Annotated in this window: 20 protein-coding genes; 17 read left to right on the plus strand and 3 right to left on the minus strand. The window is 60.2% G+C overall.

What is annotated here, in order from left to right; genetic code table 11:
- The first annotated feature begins 4 nt into the window (after positions 1-4).
- Together cyoE and ACLEXF_RS13540 are read left to right on the plus strand one after the other, a co-directional pair.
- Positions 5-892 carry a heme o synthase gene (gene cyoE, locus ACLEXF_RS13535; protein ID WP_002891629.1) on the plus strand — a complete coding sequence of 296 codons (888 nt, stop codon included), beginning with the start codon at positions 5-7 and terminating at the stop codon, positions 890-892.
- A 248-nt stretch (positions 893-1,140) separates the two neighbouring features.
- Positions 1,141-1,473, plus strand: coding sequence for a hypothetical protein (locus ACLEXF_RS13540; RefSeq protein WP_017898918.1), 333 nt, complete (start codon positions 1,141-1,143; stop codon positions 1,471-1,473).
- Positions 1,474-1,511: 38 nt separating this feature from the next.
- On the opposite strand, the gene ACLEXF_RS13545 is transcribed toward ACLEXF_RS13540, so the two are convergent.
- Positions 1,512-2,270 carry an IclR family transcriptional regulator domain-containing protein gene (locus tag ACLEXF_RS13545; protein WP_004204808.1) on the minus strand — a complete coding sequence of 253 codons (759 nt, stop codon included), beginning with the start codon at positions 2,268-2,270 and terminating at the stop codon, positions 1,512-1,514.
- Between the two features lie 152 nt (positions 2,271-2,422).
- Here ACLEXF_RS13545 and ACLEXF_RS13550 point away from each other — a divergent pair, with 152 nt between their 5' ends.
- From ACLEXF_RS13550 to ACLEXF_RS13585, 8 genes are all read left to right on the plus strand, one after another.
- Positions 2,423-3,244: a shikimate dehydrogenase family protein gene (locus tag ACLEXF_RS13550; protein ID WP_043521449.1), complete on the plus strand. Its 822-nt coding sequence runs from the start codon at positions 2,423-2,425 to the stop codon at positions 3,242-3,244.
- Positions 3,241-4,917: an FAD-dependent oxidoreductase gene (locus tag ACLEXF_RS13555; RefSeq protein WP_043521450.1), complete on the plus strand. Its 1,677-nt coding sequence runs from the start codon at positions 3,241-3,243 to the stop codon at positions 4,915-4,917. The genes ACLEXF_RS13550 and ACLEXF_RS13555 overlap by 4 nt, the downstream gene beginning before the upstream one ends.
- A 13-nt stretch (positions 4,918-4,930) precedes the next feature.
- Positions 4,931-5,251: an NIPSNAP family protein gene (locus ACLEXF_RS13560; RefSeq protein ID WP_004204812.1), complete on the plus strand. Its 321-nt coding sequence runs from the start codon at positions 4,931-4,933 to the stop codon at positions 5,249-5,251.
- A 10-nt stretch (positions 5,252-5,261) separates the two neighbouring features.
- Complete coding sequence (locus ACLEXF_RS13565; RefSeq protein WP_043521451.1) at positions 5,262-6,953, plus strand: FAD-dependent oxidoreductase; 1,692 nt, start codon at positions 5,262-5,264, stop codon at positions 6,951-6,953.
- Between the two features lie 58 nt (positions 6,954-7,011).
- The gene (locus tag ACLEXF_RS13570; RefSeq protein ID WP_043521452.1) at positions 7,012-7,830 is read left to right on the plus strand and encodes a sugar phosphate isomerase/epimerase family protein; all 819 of its coding nucleotides are present in this window, start codon (positions 7,012-7,014) and stop codon (positions 7,828-7,830) included.
- 10 nt (positions 7,831-7,840) lie between these two features.
- A complete protein-coding gene (locus tag ACLEXF_RS13575) occupies positions 7,841-9,202 on the plus strand; it encodes an MFS transporter (protein WP_017898923.1) in 1,362 nt (453 codons plus the stop codon).
- 331 nt (positions 9,203-9,533) lie between these two features.
- Positions 9,534-10,712, plus strand: a complete 1,179-nt coding sequence (locus ACLEXF_RS13580) for a Gfo/Idh/MocA family protein (RefSeq protein WP_004204816.1) — start codon at positions 9,534-9,536, stop codon at positions 10,710-10,712.
- A gap of 159 nt (positions 10,713-10,871) precedes the next feature.
- A complete protein-coding gene (locus ACLEXF_RS13585; RefSeq protein ID WP_004204817.1) occupies positions 10,872-12,236 on the plus strand; it encodes an MFS transporter in 1,365 nt (454 codons plus the stop codon).
- A 43-nt stretch (positions 12,237-12,279) separates the two neighbouring features.
- Here ACLEXF_RS13585 and ACLEXF_RS13590 read toward each other — a convergent pair whose 3' ends face one another.
- Entirely contained in the window at positions 12,280-12,771 is a 492-nt protein-coding gene (locus tag ACLEXF_RS13590) for a YajQ family cyclic di-GMP-binding protein (RefSeq protein WP_002891465.1), read from the minus strand.
- A gap of 218 nt (positions 12,772-12,989) precedes the next feature.
- Between ACLEXF_RS13590 and panE the strand changes: the two genes are divergently transcribed.
- Genes panE through ACLEXF_RS13605 form a run of 3 tightly spaced genes read left to right on the plus strand, consistent with a single transcriptional unit; the run spans position 12,990 to position 14,985 of the window.
- Positions 12,990-13,901, plus strand: coding sequence for a 2-dehydropantoate 2-reductase (gene panE, locus ACLEXF_RS13595; protein ID WP_017898925.1), 912 nt, complete (start codon positions 12,990-12,992; stop codon positions 13,899-13,901).
- Positions 13,864-14,457 (plus strand): protein deglycase YajL, encoded by a 594-nt coding sequence (yajL, locus tag ACLEXF_RS13600; RefSeq protein WP_004204820.1) that lies wholly within the window; start codon positions 13,864-13,866, stop codon positions 14,455-14,457. Before panE ends, yajL begins: the two co-directional genes overlap by 38 nt.
- A gap of 51 nt (positions 14,458-14,508) precedes the next feature.
- Complete coding sequence (locus tag ACLEXF_RS13605) at positions 14,509-14,985, plus strand: SRPBCC family protein (protein WP_004204821.1); 477 nt, start codon at positions 14,509-14,511, stop codon at positions 14,983-14,985.
- A 66-nt stretch (positions 14,986-15,051) separates the two neighbouring features.
- Here the strand turns inward: ACLEXF_RS13605 and thiI are convergent, their stop codons facing one another.
- Positions 15,052-16,500, minus strand: coding sequence for a tRNA uracil 4-sulfurtransferase ThiI (thiI, locus tag ACLEXF_RS13610; protein ID WP_004204823.1), 1,449 nt, complete (start codon positions 16,498-16,500; stop codon positions 15,052-15,054).
- A 181-nt stretch (positions 16,501-16,681) separates the two neighbouring features.
- Between thiI and xseB the strand changes: the two genes are divergently transcribed.
- From xseB to ACLEXF_RS13630, 4 genes are read left to right on the plus strand one after another with little or no spacing between them, the layout of a single operon-like run.
- Positions 16,682-16,924 carry an exodeoxyribonuclease VII small subunit gene (gene xseB, locus ACLEXF_RS13615; RefSeq protein ID WP_004204824.1) on the plus strand — a complete coding sequence of 81 codons (243 nt, stop codon included), beginning with the start codon at positions 16,682-16,684 and terminating at the stop codon, positions 16,922-16,924.
- Positions 16,925-17,824: a (2E,6E)-farnesyl diphosphate synthase gene (gene ispA / locus ACLEXF_RS13620; protein WP_004204826.1), complete on the plus strand. Its 900-nt coding sequence runs from the start codon at positions 16,925-16,927 to the stop codon at positions 17,822-17,824.
- 18 nt (positions 17,825-17,842) lie between these two features.
- Complete coding sequence (dxs, locus tag ACLEXF_RS13625) at positions 17,843-19,705, plus strand: 1-deoxy-D-xylulose-5-phosphate synthase (RefSeq protein ID WP_004204827.1); 1,863 nt, start codon at positions 17,843-17,845, stop codon at positions 19,703-19,705.
- Between the two features lie 60 nt (positions 19,706-19,765).
- Positions 19,766-20,740, plus strand: a complete 975-nt coding sequence (locus tag ACLEXF_RS13630; RefSeq protein ID WP_017898927.1) for an aldo/keto reductase — start codon at positions 19,766-19,768, stop codon at positions 20,738-20,740.
- The last annotated feature ends 23 nt before the right edge of the window (positions 20,741-20,763 follow it).

Below are 20,763 nucleotides of genomic sequence, written 5' to 3' on the forward strand. Positions count from 1 at the left end.
GAGTATGTTTAAGCAATACCTGCAAGTTACGAAACCAGGCATTATTTTTGGCAACCTGATCTCCGTGATCGGCGGTTTCCTGCTGGCCTCCAAAGGCCACATCGACTATCCGCTGTTCGTCTGGACGCTCCTTGGAGTATCCCTGGTGGTCGCCTCGGGTTGTGTATTCAACAACTACATCGACCGGGACATCGATCGTAAGATGGAACGGACGAAAAACCGGGTGCTGGTCAAAGGGCTGATCTCGCCAGAAGCTTCGCTGGTGTACGCCACCTTGCTGGGTATTGCTGGCTTTATGCTGCTGTGGTTCGGCGCAAATCCGCTGGCCTGCTGGCTGGGGGTGATGGGGTTCGTGGTTTATGTCGGCGTCTACAGCCTGTACATGAAACGCCACTCCGTCTATGGCACGCTGATTGGCTCACTCTCCGGCGCAGCGCCGCCGGTGATTGGCTACTGCGCAGTGACCGGTGATTTCGACAGCGGTGCGGCTATCCTGTTGGCTATCTTTAGCCTGTGGCAGATGCCTCACTCCTACGCCATCGCGATTTTCCGCTTCAAGGATTATCAGGCGGCGAATATTCCGGTGCTGCCGGTAGTGAAAGGTATATCGGTCGCCAAAAACCATATTACGCTGTACATCGTCGCCTTTGCCGTTGCGACCCTGATGCTCTCGCTGGGCGGCTATGCCGGGTACAAATACCTGGTCGTAGCGGCAGCGGTCAGCGTCTGGTGGCTGGGCATGGCGCTGCGCGGCTACAAAGTGGCAGATGATAAAGTCTGGGCGCGTAAGCTCTTCGTCTTTTCCATCGTTGCCATCACTGCGCTGTCCGTGATGATGTCCGTTGACTTTATGGTGCCGGATTCACATAGTCTGCTGGCTTATGTGAGATAATCACCCGCTCCAGTATGATATAAAGCCCCGTTTTGACGGGGCTTTTTCTTTTCTGTTTAATGTCTTTTTCCTTTCTCAATTCATACTTCCCTCCCCTCCCCCACACCGTTTTCGTAGCTACCCGCTAATAAATGAGGAAAAAATGAGCTTATACCAACCGGACGTCGCTCGCCCCGTTCAGCTCTACGGTGCTACCTTTCGCCTCGGGCTTACGCCCGTTTTGGAAATATTCAATACAAGGAATTGCAATGAAAGAGTTAACACTGAACGAAATGGACTACATCTCCGGCGGCTTTAACCTGTTCGGCGCGGCCAGCGGCTTCGCCAGCTTCGTCGCCAACTCGGGCATCGGTTTCACCTCATTTGTCCTCACCTCTGGCAACGCATTCGCCTCGTTCGTCTGCGACAGCACAATGGCGTTTGGTTCCTTCCTGACCGGTCAGTCAAATTGGGAAACCTTTGTGACCGCCGGTAAGGATAACTGGGGAAGCTTCGTCAATACCGCCGGCAACAGCTGGAACACCTTTGTCGATAACGCCGCCAGCGACTGGAGCAGTTTCCTGAACAAAGCATCAGCCTAAGCGACATCTTGCCGAGGGCAGCGCATCGGCTGCCCTGTTTACCCCACCAGCATCGCTTGCGCGCTGTAGAGCAGATCGAGATGATCACGGCATAACGCTTCCAGCGAGGTCCGCGATTGATGGCTGGTCAGACTTAGCGCTCCCCACCAGGTTCCTTCCCTGTCGGTTAACGGTACCGCCAGCACCAGCATGCCAATCTCAAACTCCTGTTCAATGGTGGCGTATCCCTGACGCCGCACCTGAGCGATTTTCTCCATCAGCGGCGCGACGTCGGTCACCGTATAGGGCGTGCGTTGTTCCCGGGTAATGCGCTGCAGAACCGCTTCACACTCTGCTTCCGGCAGCGAAGCCAGCCATAATCGCCCCCCGGCGGTACAGAAGATGGGCACCCGCTCCCCTAGCCGAACCGACGTGGAGTTAAACGGCGTATGCCGGCTGCGGGCGATATAGACCAGCTCATCTTCATCCACCACCCCCACCGAGGCGTGCTCTTCGGTCCGGCTGGCGATGTATTCGACAATCGGTCGCACCATGCGTGGAAACTGCGCCGAATCAACATAGGCCTGGCCAAGCCGCAGGGTCTTCGGGGTAAGCCAGTAATAGCGCCCATCGGTTTGCAAATAACGATCATGCAGCAGCGTCAACAAAAAACGTCGTGCCGCGCTTTGTGTCAGACCGCTCATTTTCGCCGCCTGGGCAACAGTGAGCTTTGGGCAGTTTTTGGAAAAAAGCTGGATCAACGCCAACCCTTTTTGTAAACCGACGATCAGATCGCGTGGATGAATGGTGTTTTGCATATTCGCTCACATTTTTGCAACATCATTATCGATTTCCTGCGATTATCGCAGCGATGGTGCGATTAACAACCAACATGTCCGAATTCTGCGTTGTCGCTCCCAGCTTCCGCTGAAATACTTTCACAACATTCATTTAACAAATGAGGTTTGAAATGGTCAGTGGAACTACCCAGGTTGTCGCCGTGATTGGTCATCCGATCGCCCAGGTGAAATCACCGGATAACTTCAACCGCTACTTTGCCGAACAGCACATGGACAGCGTCATGATCCCGGTGGATATCGTCCCGGACGCGGTGGCCGCCTACCTCAACGCCCTGCGCGGCTGGCAGAACATGAGCGGCGTGCTGGTGACGGTACCGCATAAACAACGCGCCGCCGCGCTGGTCGACGAGCTTACGCCGCGCGCTCGCCGACTCAACGCCATCAATGTGATCCACAAGCTGGCGGATGGCCGGTTACAGGGCGATATGCTGGACGGCGTCGGATTTCAGCTTGCCGCCGAGGCACAGGGTTTTCAGCCGGCAGGTAAGCAGGCGCTGCTCTCCGGTTGCGGCGGCGTCGGCAGCGCCATCGCCTGGGGATTGTGCGAGGCGGGGATCCGCCAACTGGCGCTGCACGATCAAAACCCGGCCACCCGGCAACGCCTGCACGATCTTCTGACTGAGGCCTTTCCGGCGGTGCAACTGAGCACGCTGCCGGACAGCCTGCACGGTGTCGATCTGCTGATCAACGGCTCGCCGGCCGGCATGGCCGGGTTTGATGCACTGCCCCTACCCCAGGCGCTGCTGGAGACGCTCGACAGCGCCACCCACGTGGCCGACGTTGTCACCGCTCCGGTGATGACGCCGTTGCTCACCTTCGCCGCCGCCCGCGGCTGCCGGGTACAGACTGGGCCGGAAATGGCGCTGGCGCAGATGACGCTGATGGGCCAGTTTATCGGCGCCATCCCGTCGGCGCAGGGAGCGGCGGCATGAAAAGCTGGGATGTGATCGTCATCGGCAGTGGCGCCGCTGGCTTTGCCGCCGCGGTCACCGCCAGCTGCAAAGGGCTGTCGGTGCTGATGCTGGAGAAAGCCGGTCAGTTCGGCGGCACCTCGGCTATCTCCGGCGGCGCCGTGTGGCTGCACGATACCGACCAGGCGCGCGCCGAGGGCAAAAGCGGTAGCGCCGAAGCGATCAAAACCTATCTACGAACCATTATCGGCGAGGCCCACTACCGCGAAGATATCGCCGAGGCGTTTGTCCGCGCCGGGCGAGAGGCCCTCGCCTTTCTGGAGCGCGAGGGGGCGGTGAAATATAGCCTGCGCCCGCTCTCACCCGATTACTATCCGGATGAGCCCGGCGCCGTCGACGTCGGTCGGGCGCTGGAGGTGGTCGAGTATGACGGCCGTGAACTGGGGGACGCGTTTCGCGACCTGCGCTCGCCTCCGCCGGGGATGCTGCTGTTTGGCGGGATGATGGTCAACCGCGTCGACATTCAACATTTTCTCGATATGCGTCGCTCGCTGCGCTCCCTGGCCCATTGCACCCGGCTGCTGCTGCGCTACGCCCGCGACCGGGTGAAATATCCTCGCGGCACCCGCCTGGCGATGGGCAATGCGCTGATTGCCCGCATGGCGACCACGGCGCTGCGTAAAGGCATGAGCCTTCGGCTGAATGTCAATGTGCTGGCGCTGTGCGAATCGCAAGGCGCGGTCACCGGGGTAGAGATTGACTATCAGGGGCAAAAAGAGACGCTACACGCCCGCCGTGGGGTGGTGCTAGCCGCAGGCGGCTTTGCCGCTGGCGCGCTGGCGGCGCGCTATCGGCCTCACACCCGAGAGCACTTCACCATGTCGCCGCCAGCCAATGATGGCGCTGCGCTGCGTCTTGCGGCGGCACTTAACGCTCGCGAGGGAGCCGATCGCGCGTCCAACTTTTTCTGGGCGCCGGTATCGGTGCTGACCCGGGCCGACGGCAGCGAGGAGCGCTTCCCCCACCTGGTGACCGACCGGGCCAAGCCGGGCGTGATTGCCGTCAATCAGCGGGCGGTACGCTTCGTTAACGAGTCCAGCTCCTATCACCATTTTGCGAGCGCGATGCAGCGTGCAGCGGAGAATGCCCCCTGCTTTTTACTGTGCGACGCGCAGGCGATGAAGCGTTATGGCCTCGGGCTGGCGCGCCCGGCGCCGGTGAACAATGACGCCCTGATCGCCGCTGGCTATCTGCATAGAGCCGATACCCTGGCCGCGCTGGCGCAGCAGCTTGGGCTGGATGCCCACGCCCTGAGCGAGACGGTCGCCCGCTACAATCGTGACGCCGCGCAGGGTGTGGACCGTGAGTTTGCCAAAGGCGGCAACAGCTATAACCGGGCGATGGGCGATCCGGGCCGTCATCCTGACGCCTGCAACGCTCCCCTGCTCAGCGCGCCGTTCTATGCCATCAAACTCTATACCGGCGATCTGGGGACTTCTCGAGGTCTGGTCACCACCGCCGATGCCCAGGTCGTCAACGCTGAAGGCAACCCCATTGCGGGGCTGTACGCGGTGGGAAACGACATGGATTCGCTGATGGCCGGCACCTACCCGGGTCCCGGCATCACCCTTGGCCCGGGGCTGACGTTTGGCTACCTCGCCGCCTGCCATCTGGCGCAACCCGCCACCTACTAATCAGGAAAACATCATGATCTACGAAAAACGCACCTACACCATCAATCCGCTGAAAATGGCCGACTGGCTGGCGCTGTACCAAAGCGATGCCCTGGCGGTGCAAACTGACCATCTTGGCAAACTGATCGGCTTCTTTTTTACCGAGATCGGCGTGGTCAATCAGGTAGTGCACATCTGGGCTTACGAAAGTCTGGACGATCGCCTGGTACGCCGCGCACGGATGGCCCAGGACGAGCGCTGGCAGACCTTCTCGCGGAAAAACCGCGAACTGGCCGCCGTGGAGCGCCTCGAATCGGTGCTGATGCGCCCCACCGCTTTTTCACCATTGCAATAAGGAGTCCATCATGAGCGGGCCTGTGAAGGTGGATGTGCTGGTGGTCGGATCCGGCGCGGCGGGACTCTCTGCCGCGGTCACCGCGGCAGTGCACGGCGCCAGCGTCATGGTGGCGGAGAAAGCGTCAGTGCTCGGCGGGACCAGCGCCTGGTCCGGCGGCTGGCTGTGGATCCCCCGCAACCCGCTGGCGCGAGCGGAGGGCATCGACGAAGCGGCCGATGCCCCGCTGACCTATCTGCAGCATGAGATGGGGGGAGAAGCCGCCGACGTTCGCTTGCAGACCTTCCTGCATTACGGGCCGGAAATGGTGGATTTTTTTCATCAACGGACGGCGGTGAAGTTTCTGTCGGGCAGCACCATGCCGGACTTTCACGCGTCGCCGGGCGCGGCGAACGGTGGGCGGTCGGTCACCGCTCAGCCCTACGATGGCCGCCTGCTCGGCGACTGGCTCCACCGACTGCGCCCGCCGCTGGAGACCATCAGTCTTGCCGGGATGGGCATCGCCGGCGGCGCGGACATGGCGCATTTTTTCAACGCTACCCGCTCGCCGCGCTCTGCGCTGTATGCCGCCCGCCGCCTGCTGCGCCACGGCTGGCAGCGGCTGCGCGCCGGACGAGGGCTGCATCTGGTCAATGGCAATGCGCTGGTCGCCCGTCTGCTGCGATCCGCCCTCGACGCCGGGGTGCGTTTTCAGCTCAACGCCCCGGCGGTCAGACTGCTGCAGGGTCCGCAGGGAGTGTCCGGTGCAGTGCTGCGCAGCGACGGCGGGGAGATACTCGTCGAAGCGGGCGCCGTGGTGCTGGCCTGCGGCGGTTTTCCCCACGATCGGCAGCGCCTGGCGCAGGTGGTGCCTCACGCCGCGGAGGGTTACGGCCATTTCTCCGCCGCGCCGCCTGACAATCAGGGCGAGGGGATCCGCCTTGGCGAATCCGTCGGCGGCCAGTTCGATACCCGCCTGCGCCACCCGCTGGCCTGGGCGCCGGTGTCCCGCGTCACCCTCGCCAGCGGCCAGCAGCTGATGTTTCCCCATCTGGTGGAACGCGCCAAGCCCGGGGTGATCGCCGTCCTGCCTAACGGCAAACGCTTTGTTAACGAGGCCGACTCCTATCACGACTTTATCGCCGCCCTGCTGGCGGCGACGCCCGCGGGCGACACGCCGCAGGCCTGGCTGCTGGCCGATCGGCGCGCGCTGCGCCGCTATGGCCTGGGCCACGCCAGGCCCTTTCCATTCTCCCCTACCGCCTGGCTGCGTACCGGCTATCTGCGGCGAGGAAACACCCTTGCCGAGCTGGCGAAGCGGTGCGCCATCGATACCGATGCGCTGGCGGAAACCGTTGCACGCTTTAACCATTTTGCCAGCACCGGTGAAGACATCGATTTTCACCGCGGCGCATCGGCCTATAACCGCGCGCAGGGTGACCATCAGGTGACGCTCGGACCGCTGCGCGAAGGGCCGTTCTACGCGGTGCGCATTCTGCCCGGCTCGCTGGGCACCTTTAGCGGGTTACAAACCGACGAGCACGCTCGGGTGTTGGATGGGCAGCAGCAGCCGATACCGGGTCTGTTCGCCATCGGCAACGACATGTCGAGCGTGATGCGCGGCTATTACCCCAGCGGAGGGATCACCCTCGGGCCGGCTATGACCTTCGGCTACCTGGTGGGCAAAAATCTGGCGGCAAACACAATAAAAACAAAGCAATAAAAACCAGGGACGGCAACACCCCTCGCTAACTTCACCTGCAACTGTACCGGAGCCCTTTATGAACATGCGTACCCTATCGCTCGCCGCGCTGAGCCTGCTCGATGTCCCTCCCCCCGAACAGGTGCGGATAGCGGCCAGAACCGGTTTTACCCACGTGGGACTGCGGCTGCTGCCCGCCACACCCGCCGACCCGGACTACAACATGCTGGGCGATACCCCCGCCGTCCGCGCGACCCTGGTCGCGCTGATGGAAACCGGCATCCGCGTCTCGGACGTGGAGATCGTCCGCCTCAGCCCGGGGTTTACCCTCGACGATCGGCTGCAGCGCTTTATGGAGACCGCCGCGCGGCTTGGCGCCGGACAGGTGTTAGTCGCCGGGAATGACGACAACCTGCAGCGCAGCGCCGACAACCTGGCCACTCTCGCCGCAGCCGGTCGCTCATTTGGCCTGACCATGAACCTTGAGCCGATGCCCTGGACCCAGCTGCGCACGATCGCCGATGCGCAGGCGCTGATCGCCGCCAGCGGGCGGGAAGATATCGGCATCCTGGTGGACGCCCTTCATTTCTGGCGCGCGGGGGAATCGCTCGCCGCCCTCTCCAGCCTGCCCGCGCATCATCTGAACTATATGCAACTCTGCGATGGCGCGGCGCAGCGGCCGGAAAGCGAGCAGGAGCTCATCCGCCAGGCCCGCTCAGCGCGCAACGTGCCGGGGGAAGGCGGTCTGGATCTGCACGGTCTGATGGCGGCACTGCCGGCAACGCTACCGGTCTCCCTCGAAGTGCCGCTGGACGGTGAGCAGGGCGCCCTGCCGCCCCTCCAGCGGGCGCAATTACTGTTCAATGCCGCGCAGCCCTACCTGCGCTCCTGCGCATAAGGAATACGCTATGACACAGACTCAACGCCTGGATGTCAGAGAGTTAATTAACCGTAATCCTCTGAGCCGCTTTCAAAAGCAGATTATTTTTCTCGGCTTTTGCGTTATCGCTCTTGATGGGTTTGATATCGCGATCATGGGCTTTATCGCCCCGACGCTGAAGCTGGAGTGGGGGGTAAGCAACCACCAGTTGGGCCTGGTGATTAGCGCCGCGCTGATCGGCCTCGCGCTGGGCGCGATTTTCTCTGGCCCGCTCGCCGACTGGCTGGGACGCAAGAAGATCATCATCAACAGCGTCTTCTTCTTCGGCTTCTGGACCATCGCCACCGCCTTCTCGCACAACATTGAGCAGATGATGTTCTTCCGCTTTATGACCGGCCTCGGACTGGGCGCCGCGATGCCGAACATCGGGACGCTGGTGTCGGAATACGCTCCGGAACGCCAGCGCTCATTTATTATTACCGTCATCTTCTGCGGCTTCACCTTCGGCGCGGCGGCCGGAGGATTTACCGCGTCATGGCTGATCCCGCAGTTTGGCTGGCACTCGCTGATGGCGCTCGGCGGCATTCTGCCGCTGCTGTTTGCCCCCCTGCTTATCTGGCGGCTGCCGGAATCGGTTCGTTTTCTGGTGATCAAACAAGCGCCCGCGGCGCGCATTCGCGCCATCCTCAATCGTCTTTATCCCGGACAAATCAGCGACAACGTGACGTTTATCCTGCCGGCGCAGCCGGCGGCCGGGAATGCGATGCGCATTGTGCTCTCCCGCCAGTATGGCTTTGGCTCGCTGATGCTATGGCTGGTCTACTTTATGGGGCTGTTCCTCGTCTATATTCTCGGCAGCTGGCTGCCAACGCTGGTTAAGGAGGTCGGGCTTACCGTCAGCCAGGCGGCCGTCATGACGGCCATCTACCAGGCGGGAGGTACCCTCGGCTCGCTGTTTGCCGGCTGGCTGATGGACCGCATCAATCCTCATCGCGCGCTGGGGATGATCTACGCCGTCGGCGGCCTGTTTACCATGGCGATGGGCTACGCGGCGGGCAGCTTTGCCCTGCTCTGTATGCTGGCGTTTATCAGCGGCGCCTGCCTGAACGGCGCCAATACCGGCATGAACGCCCTCTCCGCCCGTTACTACCCCACGCAGGCGCGAGCGACGGGATCCAGCTGGATGCACGGCGTCGGGCGGATCGGCGCGATCCTCAGCGCCTTTGCTGGCGCTGAGATGATGGCGCTCAACCTGCCCTTCGAAAGCGTCTTTTTGATCCTCGGCATCCCGGCAGCCCTCACCGTCGCAGGCCTGGCGGCGAAGGGTATCTTTGCGGCCGGTAATCCTCCCGCCGCTTCGCCAGCCCCCGCATCTGTGCGCGGAGCGTAATGTCGTCGTCTTCCTCCGGTGCAATCTGCGGATTGCACCGCACGTTGAGGTTAAAAAGAAAATTTATTTCATCTTGCTCTGTAACGAAAAGCATTCCGCCACATTCCGGCCTGTACCCGTCGCCGTTGATTCCCCTCTCCTTTTCAACCCAGCGGAAAATAAACTTCTGCTTATTCGATCTCCTTCGCATATATGAAAAATAAATTCCACAATACAATTGAAACAGAACAAACATTTCCTTAAGTTTAGGTCAGTCTATCCGGATGCGCGTTGCCGCAGGCGTCGGCATTGAGCGCCTCAGAGTGCGAATGATTTCAAAAAGGAGAGCACCATGTTAAACGGTCTGAAACCCTTATCCCGTTCCCTGCGTTGGGGCATGGTCGGCGGCGGGGGAACCAGCCAGATCGGCTACAGCCACCGCTGTGCGGCGCTGCGTGACAATGTTTACACCCTACTGGCCGGCGCGCTTGACGTCGATGCCGAGCGCGGGCGCGCGTTCGGTGAGCAACTGGGCATCGCGCCGGAGCGCTGCTACGCCGACTACCAGACCCTGTTTCGTGAAGAGGCGCAGCGCCCTGACGGGATCGAGGTCGTCTCGGTCACCACCCCGAATAATACCCATTTCGCCATCACCAAAGCGGCGCTGGAAGCGGGCCTCCACGTCATCTGTGAAAAGCCCCTCTGTTTTACCGCCGAAGAGGCGCGCGAACTGGTGGACCTGAGTAAAAAACAGAACAAAATCGTCGGCGTCACCTACGGCTATGCCGGCTATCAGATGATCCAGCAGGCGCGGCAGATGATTGCCGATGGGCTGCTCGGCGAGATCCGCATCGTCAATATGCAGTTCGCCCACGGCTTTCATAACCAGGCCGTCGAGCTGCAGGCAGAATCTACCCGCTGGCGCGTGACGCCGAAGTTCGCCGGGCCCAGCTATGTGCTGGGAGATTTGGCCACCCATCCGCTGTTTGTCGCCGAAACCATGGCGCCACAGCTCAATATCAAACGGCTGATGTGCTCCCGCCAGAGCTTTGTTCCCTCTCGCGCGCCGCTGGAAGATAACGCCTTTGTCCTGATGGAATATGACAACGGCGCGGTTGGCTCGATGTGGACCAGCGCGGTGAACAGCGGCGCCATGCACTCGCAAAAAGTACGCATCGTCGGCGAAAAAGCGAGTATCGAATGGTGGGATGAGCATCCTAACCAGCTCAGCTATGAGGTGCAGGGCGAGCCGGCGCGCATTCTGGAACGCGGGATGCCCTACCTGAGCGCAAACGCGCTGGCGGACGATCGCATCGGCGGCGGTCATCCGGAAGGGCTGTTTGAAGCCTGGGCCAACCTCTATCGCCGCTATGCGCAGGCGATTGACGCCACGGACCGTGACGATCGCGCCTTCCTGCAAGACTTCTGGTATCCGGACGTCGAAGCTGGTCTGCACGGCGTCTATTGGGTCGAGCAATGCGTCAAATCGGCTGATGCCGGCAGCCAGTGGGTTGACTTTACTTTACCTTAATTTTCCCCCTCGCCAGTGGAGTCCTCCTCCACTGGTTTATTGATTTTTACCAACTTGTCGCATCGCGCAACAGCCCCGTAATATCTGTTAAACAAACATTTATTTACGCTTCTTACCCCCCGCCGCTACACTAGGCGCAGTTTTTATATTGAGGTGGTAATGAACGATAACAAAATGACGCCAGGGGAACTGCGCGCGACCTGGGGTTTGGGGACGGTATTCTCCCTGCGCATGCTTGGCATGTTTATGGTCCTGCCGGTTCTGACCACGTATGGCATGGCATTGCAGGGCGCCAGTGAAGCGCTGATTGGCCTGGCGATCGGCATCTACGGTCTGGCGCAGGCGGTGTTCCAGATCCCCTTCGGACTGTTATCTGACCGTATTGGCCGTAAGCCGTTGATCGTCGGCGGCCTGCTTATTTTCGTGCTCGGCAGCGTCATCGCCGCGCTCACCGACTCCATCTGGGGCATCATTCTTGGCCGTGCCCTTCAGGGCTCCGGCGCCATCGCCGCCGCGGTCATGGCCCTGCTCTCCGATCTCACCCGCGAACAGAACCGCACTAAAGCGATGGCGTTTATTGGCGTCAGCTTCGGCGTCACTTTCGCTATCGCCATGGTGCTGGGGCCGATTATTACCCATCAGCTGGGTCTGCACGCCCTGTTCTGGATGATCGCCATCCTGGCGACCGTCGGCATTCTGCTCACCCTGTGGGTGGTTCCCAACAGCCAGAACCACGTGCTTAACCGCGAATCCGGGATGGTGAAGGGCTGCTTTAGCAAGGTGCTGGCGGAGCCGCGCCTGTTGAAGCTCAACTTTGGCATCATGTGCCTGCACATCATGCTGATGTCCACTTTTGTCGCGCTGCCCGGACAGCTGGAGGCCGCCGGCTTCCCGGCCGCCGAGCACTGGAAGATTTACCTGGTCACCATGGTTATCTCCTTCATCTCGGTGGTGCCGTTTATCATCTACGCCGAAGTGAAGCGTAAGATGAAGCGCGTCTTTTTGCTCTGCGTCGCCATCCTGCTGATTGCGGAGATTGTCCTCTGGGGCGCCGGAGGCTACTTCTGGGAGCTGGTGGCGGGCGTTCAGCTCTTCTTCCTGGCGTTTAACCTGCTGGAAGCGCTGCTGCCGTCGTTGATTAGCAAAGAGTCGCCGGCGGGCTACAAAGGCACCGCGATGGGCGTTTACTCCACCAGCCAGTTCCTCGGGGTGGCGATTGGCGGCGCCCTTGGCGGTTGGGTCGATGGTTTCTTTGATTCGCAGACTGTGTTTCTGCTGGGCGCCCTGCTGGCGATGCTGTGGCTGCTGGTGGCCAGCACCATGAGCGAGCCGCCCTACGTCAGCAGCCTGCGGGTAGAGGTACCGGACGGCGTGGTGGTCGACAGCGCGCTGCAGGCGCGTCTGCTGAATGCCAGCGGGGTTCATCAGGCGCTGGTGGTGCCCGAGGAGCGTTCGGTGTATATCAAAATCGACAGCAAAGTCACCAACCGCTTCGAGATAGAGCAGCTCATCAAAGGGGTATAAAAAAAGCGGGGAATTCCCCGCTTTTTGCTGTCTGTCGGCCGCCTTAGTCGCGGAAGTTTTTGAACTGGAACGGTTGTCCCAGATCGCCACCGCGCACCAGCGCCATCACCGACTGCAGATCGTCGCGGGACTTACCGGTCACGCGGATCTCTTCGCCCTGAATCTGGGCCTGCACTTTCAGCTTGCTGTCTTTGATCAGTTTAACGATCTTCTTCTGCACCGCGCTTTCAATGCCCTGCTTCAGCTTCGCTTCAACAAACCAGGTTTTACCGCTGTGTACGATATCTTCCGGCACGTCGAGGGAGGTGCCTTCAATGCCGCGCTTGAGCAGCTTGGCGCGCAGGATATCCAGCAGCTGGTTCACCTGGAAGTCAGACTCGCTCAGTACTTTAATGGTCTTGTTGGCGTCGTTTAATTCAAACGTGGCTTCAACGCCACGAAAATCAAAACGCGACTCAACTTCGCGGCTCGCGTTGTCTACCGCGTTACGGGCTTCCTGAAGATCAACTTCAGAGACAATATCGAAAGATGGCATCTTTTCCTCTCCTTCCGTTTCTTTTGCGTTGCATAATACCTGCAACGCGGCATAACTCAACTTGTTATCCCGGAAGCTTAGCTGATTACGCAACGCTCGCGCTATTTTCCCCATGCTGCCCGACGACGCCGAAACTCCCTTTCCGTGCGGCGATGCGAAAAGCGACGAGATAGACTTTAGTCATCAGCGCCTGGGGTAGCGGCAGATGAGGAGGAACAATGAAAGTAACCGTACTGGGATGCGGTGCACTGGGACAACTATGGCTGACCGCGTTGTGCAAACAGGGACATGAAGTCCAGGGCTGGCTGCGCGTGCCGCAGCCATTCTGTAGCGTCAACGTCATTGAAACCGACGGCTCGGTGTTCAACGAGTCGCTGACGGCCAACGATCCCGATTTTCTTGCCAGCAGCGAGCTGCTGATTGTCACTTTAAAAGCCTGGCAGGTTTCAAACGCGGTGAAGCACCTGGCCGCGATCCTGCCGGACACCACGCCGATTGTGCTGGTGCATAACGGCATGGGAACCGTCGAGGAGCTGCGCAGCGTGAAACAGCCGTTGCTGCTGGCCTCCACCACCCAGGCGGCGCGCCGCGACGGGAATGTCATCATCCACGTCGCCCAGGGCACCACGCATATCGGGCCGGCGAAAAGCTACGAACAGGACTACAGCTACCTCGCTGAAGTGCTGCAGAACGTGCTGCCGGATGTCGCCTGGCACAACAATATTTTCTCGGCCACCTGGCGCAAACTCGCGGTTAACTGCGTGATTAATCCCCTGACCGCGATAAAAGGGTGTAAAAATGGCGATCTGCGCGACTATCCGCAGGAAGTTGCGGCCATTTGTCGCGAGGTGGCGGCAGTGATGGAGCGCGAAGGTATTCATACCTCGGCGGAAAACCTGCTATTTTATGTCGAACAGGTGATTGAAAGTACGGCAGAAAATATCTCATCCATGCTGCAGGACGTTCGCGCCCAGCGGCACACGGAGATCGACTATATCACCGGTTTTCTGCTCAACCGCGCCCGCGCCCACGGCGTTGCCGTACCGGAAAACGCCCGCTTATTTGAACTGGTCAAGCGTAAGGAGAATGAATATGAGCGCGTCGGCACTGATTTGCCTCGCCCCTGGTAGCGAAGAGACCGAAGCGGTCACCACTATCGACCTGCTGGTCCGCGGCGGGGTGAAGGTGACCACCGCCAGCGTCGCCAGCGACGGCGGCCTGACCATCGTCTGCTCGCGCGGCGTCAAGCTGCTGGCGGATGCTCCTCTGGTCGAGGTGGCCGATGGCGATTTCGATATTATCGTCCTCCCGGGCGGCCTCAAGGGAGCGGAGTGCTTTCGCGACAGCCCGCTGTTGGTGGAAACCGTCCGCCAGTTTCATCTCTCTGGGCGCATTGTGGCCGCTATCTGCGCCGCTCCGGCGACCGTGCTGGTACCTCATCATCTGTTCCCGATCGGCAACATGACCGGTTTTCCAGCGCTGAAGGCGCAGATCCCCGCCGATCAGTGGCAGGATAAGCGGGTGGTCTGGGATCCGCGGGTGAATCTGTTAACCAGTCAGGGTCCAGGGACATCGATTGATTTCGCCCTGAAAATGATCGATCTGCTGGTGGGGCGCGAGAAAGCGTATGAGGTCGCCTCACAGTTGGTGATGGCCGCCGGCATCTATAATTACTACGAAGCCTGATAGCCGGTCCGCACCGCGGACGGGCTCCCCCTTTTCCTGAGGAGTCGTAGCATGTCCCGTAGCGCAACCGATTCTCGCGATCTTGTTATCAGCCGTCTGCTCAGCGCGCCCGCCCCAGCCCTGTGGCGCGCGTGGGCCGACCCGGCATTACTCCGAACCTGGTGGTGCCCGAAGCCCTGGCAAACCGAGGTTCTGACCTTTGATTTTCGCGCCGGCGGGGCCTTTCACACCGTGATGCACGGCCCTGACGGTGAACGCAGCGATAACCCCGGCTGTTTTCTTGAGGTTATCCCGCAACAAAAAATCGTCATGACCTCGATGCTGACGGCGGATTATCGCCCCGCCGTTTCCCCCTTCGCGATGACGGCCATCATCACTTTTGCCGATGAACAGGGCGGGTGTCGCTATACGGCCACAGTGCTGCATGCCGATGATGAAACCCGCGAGCAGCATGAGCAGATGGGATTTTTCGAGGGCTGGAATATTGTCATCGATCAACTCAATGACCTGGCGCTGACCCTGCGCTAATACACTCCCCAGCCAATAGTAAAAAGGCCTTCCATCAAGGAAGGCCTTTTGCATCATAACAACCTGTTACGGGCGATAAACTTTCACGTTGCTGAAGCCCTGCTCGCGCAAATAAAGCGCCTGCAGACGGCTCATCACTCCGCGTTCGCACCACAGCAGCCAAGTTTTACTCTGATCGAGATCGCCAAACTTGGTGCTCAGCTTGTAGAACGGCAGAGAAACAACTTCAACCCCCTCAACCTTAAGCGGCTTGTCTTCCTGCTCGTCGATGGAGCGAATGTCGAGGATCGCGTCGTTGGCGCCAAAGCCGTTCACGGTTTCCACTTCCACCACCGTCTCTTCCGTCTGCTGGGCGATTTCGCGGATATCGATATTGCTCGCCTCTTCCACCACTTTATCGAGGATGCTGAAATCGAAGTGTTCTTCTTCCGCTTCAATCTTCGCCTTCACCGCCTTCACGGTCGGGCTCTTGGAGATCACGCCGCAGTACTCCGGCATCGTGCGGGCGAAATCTTCCGTACCGATCTCGCGGGCCAGGTCGATGATGTGCTCTTTATCATGCGAAATCAGCGGACGCAGGATCAGGGTATCGGAGACGTTGTCGATCAGGCGCAGGTTGGTGAGAGTCTGACTGGAGACCTGGCCCAGCGCTTCGCCGGTGACCAGCGCCTGCACGCCGTAGCGTTCCGCGACTTTTGACGCGGCGCGGACCATCATGCGCTTGAGCACCACGCCCATCTGGCCGTCATCCACTTTTTCAAGGATTTCGCCGACCACCGGCTCAAAGTTAATCGCCACAAAGCGAACGCGGTGAGAGCTGCCGAAGCGGTTCCACAGGTAATGCGCGACCTGGCGGACGCCAATCTCATGGGCGGCGCCGCCAAGGTTAAAGAAGCAGTAGTGCACGCGGCAGCCGCGGCGCATCAGCATGTAGCTGGAGACGCCGGAGTCAAAGCCGCCGGAAATCAGCGACAACACATCTTCCTGCGTGCCGATCGGGAAACCGCCGATACCTTCATAGCGGCCTTTCACCAGCAGCAGGCGATCGTTTTCAATCTCAAGATTGACGGTAACGTCCGGGTCGGTCAGCTTCACGCGCGCCGTTTCAATATGCTGATTCAGGCCGCCGCCGACGTAACGCTCCACCTCAATTGAGGTGAATTCATGTTTGCCGCGACGCTTCACCCGCACGCAGAAGGTTTTGCCTTCCAGCGCCTCGCGCCACAGCGGCAGCGTCTGCTCAAAAATATCGTGCAGCGAGGTGAACGGTACGTCTTCGACTTCCAGAATATGGTGGATGCCGGGAATACGGGTCAGCGCATCGCGAATAGCCGGGCGCTGATTTTCATCTTTCGCGCGAACTTCGATATGATCCCAATGGCGAACGACGGCCAGCGTCTCGTCATAGTTTTTGAGAACGTTACGAATGTTCCCGGTTAAGATTTTAATGAAGCGCAACCGCACAGATTGGCTTTTGATGGTGATTTCCGGGAACAATTTAATGATAAACTTCATGGCGACAATAGTTCGTTGGCAAGCCCGACGGGGCTTTAAGCAAAAGTTGTAAAGCAGCGCACACCGGTGCCTGCATCCTGGGCGCGGAGTATATCACCATTGCGCGTTATTTGCTTACACGCGTGACTTCGTTACCATACCCGGTATTGCCGTCGCGAAATAACAAGAGTCTATATTCACTATGCCAAAGAAAAATGAGGCCCCGGCCAGCTTTGAAACTGCACTGGGCGAACTGGAGCAGATCGTAAACCGTCTGGAAAGCGGCGATTTGCCGTTAGAAGAAGCGCTCAGCGAATTTGAGCGCGGGGTCCAGCTGGCCCGCCAGGGGCAAAGCCAGCTGCAGCAGGCCGAACAGCGCGTGCAGATCCTGCTGGCGGATAGTGAAGATTCCCCGACCACGCCTTTTACGCCGGACGCTGAATAAATGGATTTCCCGCAACAATTGCAGGCCTGTGTGGAACAGGCTAACGAGGCGCTGCGCCGTTTTATCGCGCCGCAGCCCTTTCAGAACACTCCGCTGGTGGAAGCGATGCATTATGGCGCACTCTTAGGCGGTAAACGTCTGCGTCCCTTCCTTGTCTACGCTACCGGCGAGATGTTCGGCGTGAGCCGCACCACGCTGGATGCCCCTGCCGCCGCGGTCGAATGCATTCATGCTTATTCTCTGATGCATGATGATTTGCCGGCGATGGATGATGACGATCTGCGTCGCGGACTGCCGACCTGCCATATTAAATTTGGCGAAGCCAACGCAATTCTTGCGGGAGATGCCCTGCAAACGCTGGCGTTCTCTATACTCAGTGATGCGCCGATGACGGACGTCCCTGACCGGGATCGTCTGGCGATGGTTTCCGAACTGGCGCAGGCCAGCGGCGTGGCGGGCATGTGCGGCGGCCAGGCGCTGGATCTACAGGCGGAAGGACAGCAGGTGAATCTGCAGGCGCTGGAACGTATCCACCGCCACAAAACGGGCGCGCTAATCCGCGCCGCCGTCCGCATGGGGGCGCTGAGCGCCGGCGAGCGCGGGCGTGCCGCCCTGCCCGCGCTGGATCGCTATGCGGAAAATATCGGCCTGGCCTTCCAGGTCCAGGATGACATTCTCGACGTGGTAGGGGATACTGCGACCCTTGGCAAACGTCAGGGTGCCGACCAGCAATTGGGTAAAAGCACCTATCCCGCCCTCCTGGGTCTTGAGCAAGCCCGGAAGAAAGCGCACGACCTGATCGCTGATGCCCGCCGTTCGTTAGATGAACTGGCCGCACAATCTCTGGATACTTCGGCACTGGAAGCGCTCGCGAATTACATTATTCAGCGCGATAAATAAACAATAAATGAGTCTCTGATGAGTTTTGATATTGCCAAATACCCGACCCTGGCGCTGGTAGATTCCACCCAGGAGTTGCGCCTGTTGCCAAAAGAGAGCCTGCCGAAGCTGTGTGATGAGCTGCGGCGCTACCTGTTGGACAGCGTCAGCCGCTCCAGCGGTCACTTTGCCTCTGGCCTCGGCACGGTGGAACTGACCGTGGCGCTGCACTACGTCTATAACACGCCCTTCGATCGCCTGATCTGGGACGTCGGTCACCAGGCCTACCCGCATAAAATTCTGACCGGCCGCCGCGACAAAATCGGCACCATTCGCCAGAAAGGCGGCCTGCACCCCTTCCCGTGGCGCGGTGAAAGCGAGTACGACGTGCTGAGCGTCGGTCACTCCTCCACCTCCATTTCCGCTGGCATCGGGGTGGCTATCGCCGCCGCGAAAGAGGATAAACAGCGGCGCGCGGTGTGCGTGATTGGCGACGGGGCGATCACCGCCGGGATGGCGTTTGAAGCGATGAACCACGCCGGGGATATCAAACCCGACCTGCTGGTGGTGCTGAATGACAATGAAATGTCGATCTCCGAGAACGTCGGGGCGCTGAATAATCATCTGGCGCAGCTGCTCTCCGGTAAGCTCTACTCCACCCTGCGCGAAGGCGGCAAAAAGGTCTTTTCCGGCGTACCGCCGATTAAAGAACTGCTTAAGCGGACCGAAGAGCATATCAAAGGCATGGTGGTGCCTGGGACGCTGTTTGAAGAGCTGGGCTTTAACTACATCGGCCCGGTGGATGGCCACGATGTGCTCGGTCTGGTCAGCACCCTGAAGAACATGCGCGACCTGAAGGGCCCGCAGTTCCTGCATATTATGACCAAAAAAGGCCGCGGCTATGAGCCCGCCGAGAAAGACCCGATCACTTTCCACGCGGTGCCAAAGTTCGACCATACCAGCGGCGTACTGCCCAAAAGCAGCGGCGGTCTCCCTTCCTATTCGAAAATCTTCGGCGACTGGCTGTGCGAAACGGCGGCCAAAGACAGCAAGCTGATGGCCATCACCCCGGCGATGCGCGAAGGTTCAGGGATGGTGGAATTTTCGAAGAAATTCCCCGATCAGTACTTTGATGTCGCCATCGCCGAGCAGCATGCAGTCACCTTCGCCGCCGGACTGGCGATTGGCGACTACAAACCAGTGGTGGCCATCTACTCCACCTTCCTGCAGCGAGCCTACGATCAGGTGATCCACGATGTGGCTATTCAGAAGCTGCCGGTGCTGTTTGCCATCGACCGCGCCGGGATTGTCGGCGCAGACGGCCAGACGCATCAGGGGGCGTTCGATCTCTCCTTCCTGCGCTGTATTCCGGATATGGTGGTGATGACACCGAGCGATGAAAATGAATGCCGCCAGATGCTGTACACCGGCTACCACTACAGCGACGGACCCTGCGCGGTGCGCTATCCGCGCGGCAGCGGCACCGGCGCGACGCTGGAGCCGCTGGCATCGCTGCCGATCGGCAAAGGGGTAGTGAAGCGCCAGGGCGAGAAGGTAGCGATCCTCAACTTCGGCACCCTGCTGCCGGAGGCCGCAGCGGTGGCGGACAAACTCAACGCCACCCTGGTGGACATGCGCTTTGTGAAGCCGCTGGATACCGCGCTGATCCTGCAGCTGGCAGGCGAGCACGACGTTCTGGTGACGCTGGAAGAGAACGCCATTATGGGCGGCGCCGGCAGCGGCGTGAATGAAGTGCTGATGGCCCATCGCCGGGCGGTACCGGTGCTCAATATTGGCCTGCCGGACGTCTTTATTCCGCAGGGCACTCAGGAAGAGATCCGCGCCGACCTCGGCCTCGATGCCGCCGGTATTGAAGCCAAAATCCTCGACTGGCTGGCATAATCGCCCCTCCCGCTCCTGCTATGCTTAAGGGATACCCTTGATGAATAGCAGGAGCGCACCATGCACTATATCCCCCTCGGCGATACTGCCTTACGTGTTTCCCGACTCTGCCTCGGCTGCATGACCTTCGGCGAGCCGGACCGCGGCAGACACGCCTGGACGCTTCCGGAAGAGAGCAGTCGCCCGCTCATCCAGCACGCCATTGAAGGCGGCATCAACTTCTTCGATACCGCAAACAGCTACTCCGACGGCAGTAGCGAAGAGATCGTCGGCCGCGCTCTGCGCGACTTTGCCCGCCGCGACGAGGTGGTTGTCGCCACCAAGGTCTATCACCAGGTCGGCGATCTGGCGGAAGGGCTTTCCCGGGCGCAGATCCTGCGCTCTATCGACGACAGCCTGCGCCGTCTCGGTATGGACTATGTCGACCTGTTGCAGATCCACCGCTGGGACTACAGCACCCCGATTGAAGAGACGCTCGAAGCGCTGGACGAGGTGGTGAAAGCCGGCAAAGCGCGCTATATCGGCGCCTCGTCCATGCATGCCCGGCAGTTTGCCCAGGCGCTGGCGCTTCAGCAGCAGAACGGCTGGGCGCGCTTCGTCACCATGCAGGATCACTACAACCTGATTTACCGGGAAGAAGAGAATGAGATGCTGCCCCTGTGCCAGCGTAACGGCGTGGCGGTGATCCCGTGGAGCCCGCTGGCGCGCGGCAGGCTGACCCGCCCATGGGGTGAGACCACCGCCCGGCTGGTCTCGGATGAGTTCGGCAAATCGCTTTACAGCACCAGCGAAGAGAACGACGCGCAGATCGCCGGGAATCTCGCGGACGTGGCGGAAGAGCTCGACGCCAGTCGCGCGCAGGTCGCCCTCGCCTGGCTGTTAAGCAAGCCCGGCGTCGCCGCGCCAATTATCGGTCCGTCGCGTCAGGAACAGCTCGATGACCTGTTGCAGGCGGTGGATTTGACGCTATCTCCGGAACAGATCGACAAACTGGAGGCGCCCTATCAGCCGCATCCGGTGGTGGGATTTAAGTGACGGGCGTGGTTTCCCCGACAGCA

This window comes from Klebsiella pneumoniae complex sp. WS1778 (genome assembly GCF_049472055.1).
Classification (GTDB): domain Bacteria; phylum Pseudomonadota; class Gammaproteobacteria; order Enterobacterales; family Enterobacteriaceae; genus Klebsiella; species Klebsiella quasipneumoniae.